This is a genomic window from Hydrogenophaga taeniospiralis CCUG 15921, from assembly GCF_001592305.1.
Classification (GTDB): domain Bacteria; phylum Pseudomonadota; class Gammaproteobacteria; order Burkholderiales; family Burkholderiaceae_C; genus Hydrogenophaga; species Hydrogenophaga taeniospiralis.
On sequence record NZ_BCWR01000015.1, the window covers coordinates 45384 to 57028 of the forward strand.

Here is an 11645-nt window from a genome sequence, read left to right on the forward strand (position 1 = left end):
AGTGCTTCAGGGGCGGCAACCCAGTCCGGGTGCGGCGGGTGGCAACGATTGTCCAATCGGCTCCCAGGTATTCAAAGCGGGGAGGCCTGCTGGCGGCGACTGCCTTAAACTCAAGGAAATCAATCACTTACAGCACACGACTGGCGCAGCACATTATAGTGCGCTCCTGTGGCTCGTGGGGCCCGAATTTCTGGCGGCACTTCCTTGAGTTTCAAGTCTTCCACACCGGCTCCCGTGGCCGTTCAATACCTCACCGTCGACGAAGAGTCGGCGGGTCAGCGCCTCGACAACTTCCTCATCCGGATTCTCAAAGGGGTGCCCAAGACCCACATCTACCGCATCATCCGATCGGGCGAAGTGCGGCGCAACAAGGGACGGGTGGGCGCGGACGACCGGGTGGTGGCGGGCGACGTGTTGCGCATTCCGCCGATTCGCCTGTCGGAACGCGCCGAAGAAAAAGTGGCCAATCCCGCTCCGGCGCGCGAATTCCCCGTGGTGTATGAAGACGATGCATTCATGGCCATTGACAAACCCGCGGGTGTGGCGGTGCACGGCGGCAGTGGTGTCAGCTTCGGTGTGATAGAGCAAATGCGGCAGGCACGACCACAAGCCCGTCTGCTCGAATTGGTGCACCGGTTGGACCGGGAAACCAGCGGCATTCTGTTGATCGCCAAGAAGAAGAGCGCACTCAAGGCATTGCAGGACCAGTTTCGTGAACGCGAAACCGGCAAGACCTATCTGGCGCTGGTGAAGGGCAACTGGCCCGCCAAACTCAAGGTGCTGGACCAGCCCCTGCACAAATACCTGCTGGCCGATGGCGAGCGGCGTGTCAAGGTGGTGGGCAAGGAGGATCCGGACGGTATGCGATCGCTCACCCTGGTCAAGGTGGCTCGGCATATCCCGGCGCCTGTGGGGCTGGAGGTCGCGTCGCCCGACGGGTTCAGTCTCCTTGAAGTCACCATCAAGACGGGGCGCACGCACCAGATCCGGGTGCACCTGGCTACGGCTGGATATCCGATTGCAGGCGATGACAAGTATGGCGATTTTGAACTCAATCGGCTATTGGGCAGATCGGGGCTCAAGCGCATGTTTCTCCACGCGTGGCGGCTTCGACTTTCGCACCCGGTGTCAGGTGTGCCATTGGAGTTACAAATTGAATTGCCCCCGGAGCTTGAAAAATGGATGCGGCTTGAAAATAGGCATTAGAATGCCGCATAGCATCGTTGGGATGCTGAAATACCGGTTGACACAATCAAAGGAAAATCAATGGCAAGCTATTCCGAACTCATGGCGCAGGCACAATCCCTGATGGCGCAAGCCGAACAGGCCCGCAAGGATGAACTGTCCGCTGTCATTGCAGACATCAAAGCCAAGATGAAACAATTCGGCATCACTGTGGCCGATCTGGGTGGTGCCACGGGTGGCAAGAAAGCCGGCAAGTCCAAGTCCAGCGCTCCGGCCAAGTTCCGTGGCCCCAACGGTGAACTCTGGGCCGGTGGCCCGGGCCGCAAGCCCGAATGGGTGCGCGCCGTGCTGGCTTCGGGCAAGAGCATCGAAGACTTTCGTATCTGACGGAGCCGCCGCCGTCCATGCCAAGGGCACCTTCGGGTGTCCTTTGTTGTTTAGTGGCTGAGCTGCTGTCGCCGAAGGGGCGATGGGCGGGGTCGACAATGCGGAACTCCACTGATCGATCTGGAACCATGCGCCCGCGCCAATTCGACCTCATCGCCTTCGACTGGGACGGCACCCTTTTCGACTCCACCGCCATCATCACGCGCTGCATTCAAGCGGCTGTGCTCGATGTGGGCGGGGTCGTGCCCAGCGACCAGGCCGCCAGCTACGTCATCGGCATGGGACTGATGCAGGCACTGGCCCATGCGGCGCCCGATGTGCCGCGCGAAAAATACCCGCAGCTTGGCGAGCGTTATCGTCACCACTATCTGGCGCACCAGCACGACATCAGCCTTTTTGAAGGTGTGCTGCCCCTGCTGTCCGAGCTCAAGAGCCGGCACCACTGGCTGACCGTGGCCACCGGAAAAAGTCGAAACGGACTCAACGAGGCCTTGCGAGCCATGGAACTGCAGGGGCTGTTCGATGGTTCGCGCACAGCCGATGAAACCGCTGGCAAACCCAGCCCGGTCATGTTGCACGAACTCATGCGCGAGTTTGGCGTCGCTCCTGAGCGCACCTTGATGATTGGCGACACCACCCACGATTTGCAGATGGCGCTCAACGCAGGGTGCGCGAGTGTTGGCGTGAGTTATGGGGCTCACGAGCCGGATGCATTCGGCGCGCTGGCCCCCCTCCACATCGCGCATTCCGTGCGCGAACTGCACGATTGGCTTCGAGTCAATGCCTGATTCCGGCGGCGTTATGCATTCTCTGGACGGCGATGCCGTTTTTCCGCTCTGTGGCAGCGCAGATCTGGTCAATGGAGGCCGGGCGGTGTCCTTCGATGTCGTGTACGCGGGGCAGACCTGCCGTGCGTTTGCCATCCGCTTCAAGGGAGAGGCCCATGCCTACCTCAACCGTTGTGCCCATGTGGCCATGGAAATGGACTGGCAGCCCGAGCGCTTTTTCGATGACAGTGGCCGCTGGCTGCTGTGCGCGACGCACGGTGCCATCTACCAGCCCGACACCGGCGAATGTCAGGGGGGGCCCTGTCGGGGTGGCCTGATCAAGATCGCGTTGTTCGAGCACGATGGCGTCGTGCATTGGCGGTCACAATACAACCTCAAACCCGTTGAATTCTGAGAACCATCTGAACATGAACAACGACGACATGGGCCTACCTGCTGGCTCCAGTGGGGACCGAAGCAGGGACGTGGCTTGGGAGCGCACGACCCTCGAAAAACTGGTCTTCGCCACCATTCGGGAGCAGCAGGCGGCGCGACGCTGGAAGCTGTTCTCACGCCTGTTGTGGCTGGTGTTTCTGGGCTTCATCGCCTGGATGGTTTACAGCGCGAACAGCGCTGGCGCATCCGTGAGCACACCCCACACGGCGGTGATCGAGATCAGGGGCGAGATTGCATCGGATGCCGAAGCCAGTGCGGAAAACGTGATCGCATCGCTGCGCTCAGCCTTCGAGGACAACGGCGCACAGGCGGTGGTCTTGCTGATCGACTCGCCTGGTGGCAGTCCGGTGCAGGCCGGCATCATCAACGACGAAATCACTCGCCTCAAGGCCCTGCACCAGAAAAAGGTCTACGCCGTTGTGGAGGAGACCTGCGCCTCGGCGGCTTACTACATTGCTGCCGCCGCAGACGGCATCTATGTGGACAAGGCCAGCCTGGTCGGAAGCATTGGTGTGCTTATGGACGGCTTTGGGTTCACCGGCTTGATGGAGAAGCTCGGCATCGAGCGCCGCCTGATGACCGCCGGCGCCAACAAGGCCATGCTGGACCCGTTCAGCCCACAGGACGAAGCACAGCGCGCCTACATCCAGAACATGCTGGCCGAGATTCACGCACAGTTCATTGCCGTGGTGAAAAGCGGCCGGGGGGACCGCCTCAAGGAGTCGCCCGACACTTTCAGTGGTCTGGTCTGGAGTGGACAACAGGCCGTGGCTTTGGGCTTGGCCGATGGTCTTGGAAGTCTGGATTCAGTGGCGCGTGAGATCGTCAAGGCCGAGGACATCGTGGACTACACGCAGCGCGAGAATGTCGGTCTGCGTCTGGCCAAGCAGCTCGGCGCCAGCATGGGCCAAGGCATCTTCATGGCGGCACGCTCCGCCGGGGTGCAACTCAAGTAACCAAACCTCTCAGGCGGAACTGCGCGCTGTTCAGGGGAATCCACCCCGCTTGTCGCGGTTTCGCAAGATGGGAGCCCACAAGAAGGTCTGTGCCTGGATGGGCTTGCCCCATTGCTTTAAACGGCCAAACCGGTTTCGAGCCCGCTACGGTGGGCATGGTTGAACACAACAACGTCTGGAAGTGTCGATGAAGATTCAAAAAGCTGTTTTCCCCGTTGGGGGCATGGGTACGCGTTTTTTGCCCGCCACCAAGGCCATTCCCAAAGAGATGCTGCCCGTGGTTGACAAACCATTGATCCAGTACGCGGTGGAAGAAGCGTATGCGGCGGGTATCCGGGAGATGATCTTCGTGACGGGGCGTCACAAGCGCGCGATCGAAGACCACTTCGATACCGCCTATGAGCTGGAGGCCGAGCTGGAGGCGGGCAACAAGCGCGCGCTGCTGGAGTTGGTGCATGCCATCAAACCCGACGACATGGACTGTGTGTACGTGCGCCAACCGCGTGCCTTGGGTCTGGGTCATGCGGTGTTATGTGCGGAGCGGCTGGTGGGTGACGAGCCGTTTGCCGTGTTGCTCGCGGACGATTTGATGATGGGCAGGGACCAGACCAGGGGTGGGCCGACCGTGCTGCAGCAAATGGTGCAGGCCTACGAGCGCGACCCGGGCACAGTGTTGGCGGTGCAGGACGTGCCTCGCTCGGAAACCCGTCGCTATGGTGTGGTGGACGTGAGGGGTGTCAGCGGGAATGTGGCGGAGGTCTTTGGCATGGTTGAAAAGCCGTTGCCAGAAGTCGCTCCGTCGACGCTGGCGGTGGCCGGACGGTACATCCTGACGCCGGCGGTGTTTGACAGCATTCGCCGCCAGCCGCGGGGTGCCGGTGGCGAAATCCAGTTGACCGACGGTATCGCTGCCCTCATCGGGACCGAAAAGGTTTTCGCGTTCCGCTACGAGGGGACGCGTTACGACTGTGGCAGCAAGGAAGGTTTCCTGGAGGCCACCATCGACCTTGCGCTGGCCAACCCGGAGCTGAGCGCGGCGGTGCGTGCGCACATGCTGAAGGCTCTGGGCTGAGTCGGCGGCTCGCCGGCATTTTTCGCCGCTGATTCAGCGGCCGATCAGAAATACAGCTGGCGCCTCCAGCGGCAGTTTGTCGCCGAGGGCCAGTTTCTTCCAATCACCTACCAGCGCGCTGCGGGTCGTCTCTTGCGGCAGCGTGAGCCCGCAGCACACGGCCAATCGGGTGTGCGGGTGCAGCGTCTGCAGGACGGTCTGGAGCAGGGCGGTGTTGCGGTAAGGGGTCTCGATGAAGATCTGCGTTTGTCCGGTCTTTAGGGCCAAGGCCTCCAGTTCGCGCAAGCGTTTGGCGCGCTCGCTCGCTTCCTGCGGCACGTAACCCACAAAAGCAAAACTCTGCCCGTTCAGGCCACTGCTGGCCAGCGCCAGCATGAGAGAGACCGGGCCGGTCAGCGACACCACCCGCATGCCCATGGCATGCGCCGCGCGCACGATGGAGCTGCCCGGGTCGGCGATGGCAGGCATGCCGGCTTCGCTGACCAGGCCGATGTCGTGCCCGTTCCGGGCCGGTGCCAGCAGCGCGCGGGCCTGGGCGTCACCATCGGCTTGTGGCGCATGGTCCCCCTTCTTGTGCGCTGCGCGTGGAAGTTCGGTGATCTGCTGTGCCTGCAACGGAACCCCGAGTCCGACCACGGTATCCACGCGTTTGAGAAAAGCGCGTGTGCTTTTGGCGTTTTCGGTGATCCAGTGGGTGAGTCGACTGGCGACGGCCAGGGTCTGCGCTGGTAGCCACTGGCTGGGCGGGGTCGAGGTGGTCGGTTCAGGACCAGGGGTCACCGTGCCGAAGTCCAGCGGCGTGGGCACGAGATACAGCGTGCCAGGCAGGGTGGTGTCGGTTTTCACAGGACGTGCACCCCGGCGGCGCGAATCATGCGGCAGGTGCGGATGAGCGGCAGGCCCACCAGCGCTGTGGGGTCGTCGTTGTCGATGCGTTCCAGCAAGGCAATGCCCAGGCCTTCGCTCTTGGCGCTGCCGGCGCAGTCGTAGGGCTGCTCGGCGCGCAGGTAATGTTCGATCTCTTCGTCATCGAGCTGGCGGAACACCACGCGCACGGCCGCCAGGTCGGCCTGTTCAAAGCCGATGTCCTGGCAGACCACGGCCAATGCGGTCTGAAAGATGACCGTTTCGCCGCGCATGCGCTGCAACTGGGCCACGGCGCGCTCGTGGGTTCCGGGCTTTCCCAGCGGCTCACCGTTCAGGTCGGCCACCTGGTCGCTGCCAATGACCACAGCCTGGGGGTGGCGCCGCGCCACCTCGCGGGCCTTGGCCAACGCCAGCCGCATCGCCAGGTCGGCGGGCTTTTCGCCAGGGTGTGGCGTTTCGTCGACCTGGGGGCTGGCGACATCGAACGGCAGCCCGAGGCGCGCCAGCAATTCCCGCCGGTAGCGGGAGGTGGAGCCAAGGATGAGGGCGCGCGACGTCGTGACGGAAGGAGCTGGGCGGTGCGTGGACATGCCGGTATTCTCCCCGCATTCTTTTACACTCCCGGGATGAAAGCGAACCCCAAGATGGCATGGAGTGCCGACCGGCTGGACGTGCGTGCCTTTGCTCAGGCGGGCGTTCATCTTCAGGTCGATGATCCCTTGAACCGGTTCGAGCGCCTGTGCAGCGAGCAACACGGGATGGCTGATCAGGCTTCGGTCCAGCGGGTTCGGTGGCGGGCGCAAGGCGAGCTTCGTCCCAGTGCTTCGGGTGGGTCGCCAGCTGTATGGCTGCATTTGCAGGCCGACACGGTGATGGCGCTGACTTGTCAGCGCTGCCTGGGGCCGGTGGACGTTTCTCTGACGGTGGACCGCTGGTTTCGGTTTGTGGCCGATGAAGCCACGGCCAGTGCCGAAGACGACGATTGCGAAGAGGATGTGCTTGCTCTGGAGCCTCGCCCAAGCCTGTACGAGTTGCTGGAAGATGAACTGCTGATGGAGCTGCCCCTGGTGCCCATGCACGAAACCTGTCCAGAGCCAGTGATCATGCGCGTGGCGGATTCGGCGGTTGCCGCGGCCGATGACGAGCCGGAGCGGAAGAATCCATTTGCCGAGTTGGCCCGCTTGAAAAAATGACACGCACTGGGCGGGTCATGGCCTTGGCCTGCACCTGCGTCGAATCGGGTGGCTTTGACCCCTGGCCACCTTCGGGCTATAATGCTTGGCTTTGCGCTCACATCCATTTGCACGTCTGTGTGCACGGGTCAGGCGCACGATAGTTATCGCAGTTGGTTGATTGGGTGTTCTGGCATGTTTTGGCCACCCCATTTGCCACCCCGTTTGACCCCAACCGATTTCAGGAGCCCACCATGGCCGTTCAGCAAAACAAAAAGTCCCCTTCCAAGCGTGGCATGCACCGTTCGCACAATGCGCTGAACGTGCCCGGCATTGCCGTGGAGCCCACCACGGGCGAAATTCATCTGCGCCACCACATCAGCCCCAACGGCTTCTACCGTGGTCGTCAGGTGCTGAAGAACAAGTCCGAAGCCTGATGTGACGGACTGCCTCAGGCCTCGCCGCGGTGCCGCGATCGAGGGTTGGGGGTCTATCCAGGCGCAGGCCCGCATGCTCCATGCGGGCTTTTTTCATTGTTGTGGTGCCGTGAGTGCCACCACCAGGATGTTGTCATGATCACCGTTGCTGTGGATTGCATGGGTGGGGATGTCGGTCCGGCGGCCACCCTGCCTGCCTGTGCGGCTTTTTTGGCGAGCCATCCGCAGGCCCGGTTGTTGCTGGTGGGAAAACCCGAGGACTTTGCACCCTGGCCTGGGGTGCTTGGTGATGCACGCTGCCGCGTGATCGCCGCCAGCGAGGTTGTCGCCATGGACGATCCGGTGGAGGTGGCGCTGCGGCGCAAAAAAGATTCGTCCATGAGGGTGGCCATTCAGCAGGTCAAGGAGGGTGCTGCCCAGGCTGTCGTGTCGGCGGGTAACACGGGCGCGCTCATGGCGATCGCCCGCTATGTGCTCAAGACACTGGATGGCATTGATCGTCCCGCCATTGCGTCCCAGTTGCCCAATGCCCGTGGAGGGGCTACCACTGTGCTCGATCTCGGCGCCAATGTGGACTGCACCGCTGAGCACCTGTTGCAGTTCGCGGTGATGGGCTCGGCACTGGTGGTGGCAATCACCGGGCGGCCGGAACCCACGGTGGGACTGCTCAATGTGGGTGGGGAAATTATCAAAGGCAGTGAAATCATCAAAAAAACCGGTGTTTTGTTGCGTAATGCAGCCAACACGGGTGATTTGAACTTCTTTGGGAATGTCGAGGGAAACGACATCTTCAAGGGAACGACCGATATCGTTGTCTGCGATGGCTTTGTCGGCAATGTGGCCCTCAAGGCGAGCGAAGGCGTGGCGACCATGCTCGCTGGCTTCATCAAGGTTGAGTTTTCTCGCAACTGGTTGACAAAACTGGCGGCGATTTGTGCTTATCCGGTTCTATCTGCTTTTAAAAAACGTGCTGACTACCGTCGCTACAATGGTGCTGCCCTGCTGGGGCTTCGGGGGTTGGTGTTCAAGAGTCACGGGTCGGCCGACGCCTTCGCGTTTGAGCAGGCCTTGTGCCGGGCTTATGATGCGGCCCACAACAATTTGCTCGACAACGTGCGCGAGCGCATCGCCCATGCCGCCCCTTTGATCGCGGCAGGGTCGGTGTCTGGCGAGTTCAAGAGTATTTCGATTTCCTAAGATACAGCCCCCATCCCCGCATGACACGCTTCGCCCGCATCACTGGCACCGGCAGCAGCTTGCCCCCTCAGCGCTTGAGCAATGCCGACATGGTAGAGCTGCTGGCCCGGCGCGGGGTCGAGACCAGCGACCAATGGATCGTGGAACGCACCGGCATCCGGGCGCGCCATTTTGCCGCCGAGGGTGTCTTTGCCAGCGATCTCGCGGCCGACGCGTGCAGACAGGCCATGTCGGCGGCCGATGTGGCGCCCGGGGACATTGACCTGATCATCGTGGCGACGTCCACGCCGGACATGGTGTTCCCGTCCACGGCGGCCATCTTGCAGCACAAACTGGGCATCGCTGGTTGCCCGGTTTTTGATGTGCAGGCGGTGTGCAGCGGCTTTATCTACGCCTTGACGGTTGCGGACGCCCTGATCCGGACCGGGAGTGCCCACAAAGCGCTGGTCGTGGGGGCTGAAGTGTTCAGCCGCATTCTGGATTTCAACGACCGCACCACGTGCGTGCTGTTTGGCGACGGGGCGGGGGCGGTGGTGCTGGAGGCCAGCGAGACGCCGGGCATCCTGTCCACCGACATCCACGCGGATGGCAAACACACCGGCATTCTGTGCGTGCCCGGTCATGTGTCGGGCGGCCATGTGCTCGGCGACCCCTTGCTCAAGATGGATGGTCAGGCCGTTTTCAAGTTGGCTGTGGGTGTGCTCGAAGACACCGCGCGCGCCGTGCTCGACAAGGCTGGCAAGACCTCAGCCGATATCGACTGGCTGATCCCTCACCAGGCCAATATCCGCATCATGCAGAGCACGGCCAAAAAATTGAAGTTGTCGATGGACAGGGTGGTGGTCACGGTTGACGAGCACGGCAACACGTCGGCGGCCTCTATCCCGCTGGCATTGGATCACGCTGTGCGCGGTGGACAGGTGAAGAAGGGCGATACCCTCTTGCTAGAAGGCGTGGGTGGTGGCTTCACCTGGGGTGCGGTTCTGCTGGACCTTTGATTCACAGCGATTTTTTGCCAAAGAGTGATTCCATATTTCATGAAGAAGTTTGCTTTTGTTTTTCCGGGTCAGGGTTCGCAATCCGTCGGCATGATGGACGCATGGGGCGAACACCCGGCGGTGTTGGAAACACTGAAAGAGGCGTCCGATGCCTTGGGTGAAGACGTCACCCGTTTGATCAAGGAGGGGCCGAAAGAGGCGCTGGCCTTGACCACCAACACCCAACCGGTGATGCTGGTGGCGGGTGTGGCGGCATGGCGCGTCTGGCGTGCCGAGGGCGGGCCGTTGCCTTCCGTGGTGGCAGGGCACTCGCTGGGCGAGTATTCGGCGCTCGTGGCCTCCGGTGTGTTGACGCTGGCGCAGGCTGCGCCATTGGTGCGGTTTCGCGCCGCAGCCATGCAGGAAGCCGTGCCGGTGGGCACGGGAGCCATGGCCGCCATCCTGGGGCTGGATGCCGCGAAGGTCATCACCGGTTGTGCCGAGGCTCAGACGACGTTTGGTGTGAGCAGTGCCGAAGTGGTCGAGGCCGTCAATTTCAACGATCCGGCACAAACCGTGATCGCCGGCAGCAAGGCAGCCGTCGACAAGGCCTGCGAGGTGCTCAAGGCTTACGGAGCCAAGCGTGCCTTGCTGTTGCCGGTTTCGGCCCCGTTCCATTCCAGTCTGATGAAGCCGGCGGCAGAGAAGTTGAAGGAAAAGCTCGCCGCGACACCGATGGCTACGCCGCAGATACCGGTGGTCAACAACATCGATGTGTCGGTGGTGACCGACATCGAGGCGATCCGTGACGCCCTGTACCGCCAGGCTTTTGGCCCGGTGCGTTGGGTCGAGTGCGTGCGCGCCATCAAGGAGCAGGGTGTGTCCACCTTGGTGGAGTGCGGGCCGGGCAAGGTCTTGGCTGGCTTGATCAAGCGCATTGACGCCGAGTTGAGCGGTGTCCCTCTCTACGACCCGGCCACGCTGGCCGAGGTGCGGACCCTTTTGGCCTGAATCACGGAGCGAACACATGTCTGAGGTGAACTTTGCGGGCCAGGTGGCTCTGGTGACGGGCGCTTCGCGTGGCATTGGTGCAGCGATTGCCCACGAACTCGCTGCGCGTGGCTTGATCGTGATTGGGACTGCCACCAGCGACCAAGGGGCGACCAAGATCACGGCCGCGCTGTCCGGCGTGACCGGTGCGGCGGCGGGATGCCGTGGGGCGACACTGGATGTGAACGATGTCGCCGCCGGTGAGGCGCTGGTCGATGAAATCGTCAAGGCCCATGGGGGTATCCAGGTGCTGGTGAACAATGCGGGCATCACCCGAGACATGCTGGCCATGCGTTTGAAGGACGATGATTGGGACGCGGTGCTCGATACCAATCTCAAGGCCGTGTTTCGCATGAGCCGTGCCGTGATCCGTCCCATGATGAAGCAGCGTTACGGTCGCATCATCAGCATCACCAGCGTGGTCGGCGCCTCGGGCAATCCTGGGCAGGCCAATTACGCTGCGGCCAAGGCCGGCGTGGCAGGCATGACGCGTGCGCTGGCGCGCGAGCTCGGTAGCCGCAACATCACGGTCAACTGTGTGGCGCCGGGTTTCATCGAGACCGACATGACCGCTGCGCTGCCCGAAGAGCAGCAAAAGGCGCTGCTGGGTCAGATCCCTCTGGGTCATCTCGGCAAGCCGGCCGACATCGCGCATGCTGTGGTGTACCTAGCCAGCCCGCAGGCAGCATATGTGACCGGGCAGGAGTTGCACGTCAATGGCGGCATGTTCATGTCTTGATCGCGATCTGGCGCGGCATCCGATCTCATTTATCTGAAACGCCGCGAAAGCCGTCTGGCGGGCCGCCTAGGGATGCCTCCCTAGCCCGGCTAAAATGACGGTCTGTATTTCAACCACCCTCAGAGGGACTTATGAGCGATATCGAAGCACGTGTGAAGAAAATCATTGCCGAACAACTCGGTGTCGAAGAAGGTCAGGTCACCAACGAAAAAGCTTTTGTTGCCGATCTCGGTGCAGACTCGCTGGACACGGTCGAATTGGTGATGGCCCTGGAGGATGAATTCGGTATCGAGATTCCGGACGAAGACGCGGAAAAAATCACCACCGTGCAGAACGCCATCGACTACGCGATGGCCCACCAGAAGGCCTGAGCCATCCATGAG

General features: G+C 62.0%; 15 protein-coding genes. 13 read left to right on the plus strand and 2 right to left on the minus strand.

Translation table 11 applies throughout. From position 1 onward, the window contains the following. The first annotated feature begins 234 nt into the window (after positions 1-234). From HTA01S_RS17020 to galU, 6 genes are all read left to right on the plus strand, one after another. A complete protein-coding gene (locus HTA01S_RS17020) occupies positions 235-1206 on the plus strand; it encodes an RluA family pseudouridine synthase (RefSeq protein WP_322788366.1) in 972 nt (323 codons plus the stop codon). Positions 1207-1266: 60 nt separating this feature from the next. Continuing rightward, complete coding sequence (locus HTA01S_RS17025) at positions 1267-1572, plus strand: H-NS histone family protein (protein ID WP_068173936.1); 306 nt, start codon at positions 1267-1269, stop codon at positions 1570-1572. A 128-nt stretch (positions 1573-1700) separates the two neighbouring features. Then, entirely contained in the window at positions 1701-2360 is a 660-nt protein-coding gene (locus HTA01S_RS17030; RefSeq protein WP_068173937.1) for an HAD family hydrolase, read from the plus strand. Continuing rightward, positions 2353-2754, plus strand: a complete 402-nt coding sequence (locus HTA01S_RS17035) for a Rieske (2Fe-2S) protein (RefSeq protein ID WP_245638120.1) — start codon at positions 2353-2355, stop codon at positions 2752-2754. Before HTA01S_RS17030 ends, HTA01S_RS17035 begins: the two co-directional genes overlap by 8 nt. 28 nt (positions 2755-2782) lie before the next feature. Then, positions 2783-3751 (plus strand): S49 family peptidase, encoded by a 969-nt coding sequence (locus HTA01S_RS17040; protein WP_245638131.1) that lies wholly within the window; start codon positions 2783-2785, stop codon positions 3749-3751. A 187-nt stretch (positions 3752-3938) separates the two neighbouring features. After that, on the plus strand, positions 3939-4823 hold the full coding sequence (gene galU / locus HTA01S_RS17045; protein ID WP_068173939.1) for a UTP--glucose-1-phosphate uridylyltransferase GalU: 885 nt from the start codon (positions 3939-3941) through the stop codon (positions 4821-4823). Between the two features lie 33 nt (positions 4824-4856). Here the strand turns inward: galU and HTA01S_RS17050 are convergent, their stop codons facing one another. Together HTA01S_RS17050 and HTA01S_RS17055 are read right to left on the minus strand one after the other, a co-directional pair. Beyond that, positions 4857-5669, minus strand: coding sequence for an SAM-dependent methyltransferase (locus tag HTA01S_RS17050; RefSeq protein WP_068173940.1), 813 nt, complete (start codon positions 5667-5669; stop codon positions 4857-4859). Further along, positions 5666-6280 carry a Maf family protein gene (locus tag HTA01S_RS17055; RefSeq protein ID WP_068173941.1) on the minus strand — a complete coding sequence of 205 codons (615 nt, stop codon included), beginning with the start codon at positions 6278-6280 and terminating at the stop codon, positions 5666-5668. Before HTA01S_RS17055 ends, HTA01S_RS17050 begins: the two co-directional genes overlap by 4 nt. 36 nt (positions 6281-6316) lie before the next feature. Here HTA01S_RS17055 and HTA01S_RS17060 point away from each other — a divergent pair, with 36 nt between their 5' ends. From HTA01S_RS17060 to acpP, 7 genes are all read left to right on the plus strand, one after another. Further along, a complete protein-coding gene (locus tag HTA01S_RS17060; protein ID WP_245638121.1) occupies positions 6317-6883 on the plus strand; it encodes a YceD family protein in 567 nt (188 codons plus the stop codon). A gap of 233 nt (positions 6884-7116) precedes the next feature. Next, positions 7117-7299 carry a 50S ribosomal protein L32 gene (gene rpmF / locus HTA01S_RS17065; protein ID WP_019575026.1) on the plus strand — a complete coding sequence of 61 codons (183 nt, stop codon included), beginning with the start codon at positions 7117-7119 and terminating at the stop codon, positions 7297-7299. Positions 7300-7434: 135 nt separating this feature from the next. Continuing rightward, on the plus strand, positions 7435-8496 hold the full coding sequence (gene plsX, locus HTA01S_RS17070; protein ID WP_068173943.1) for a phosphate acyltransferase PlsX: 1062 nt from the start codon (positions 7435-7437) through the stop codon (positions 8494-8496). Between the two features lie 20 nt (positions 8497-8516). Then, positions 8517-9494: a beta-ketoacyl-ACP synthase III gene (locus tag HTA01S_RS17075; protein WP_068173944.1), complete on the plus strand. Its 978-nt coding sequence runs from the start codon at positions 8517-8519 to the stop codon at positions 9492-9494. Between the two features lie 39 nt (positions 9495-9533). Beyond that, positions 9534-10484, plus strand: a complete 951-nt coding sequence (gene fabD, locus HTA01S_RS17080) for an ACP S-malonyltransferase (protein ID WP_068173945.1) — start codon at positions 9534-9536, stop codon at positions 10482-10484. 16 nt (positions 10485-10500) lie between these two features. After that, positions 10501-11262: a 3-oxoacyl-ACP reductase FabG gene (fabG, locus tag HTA01S_RS17085; RefSeq protein ID WP_068173946.1), complete on the plus strand. Its 762-nt coding sequence runs from the start codon at positions 10501-10503 to the stop codon at positions 11260-11262. Positions 11263-11393: 131 nt separating this feature from the next. Continuing rightward, complete coding sequence (acpP, locus tag HTA01S_RS17090) at positions 11394-11633, plus strand: acyl carrier protein (RefSeq protein ID WP_068173947.1); 240 nt, start codon at positions 11394-11396, stop codon at positions 11631-11633. Positions 11634-11645: the final 12 nt, after the last annotated feature.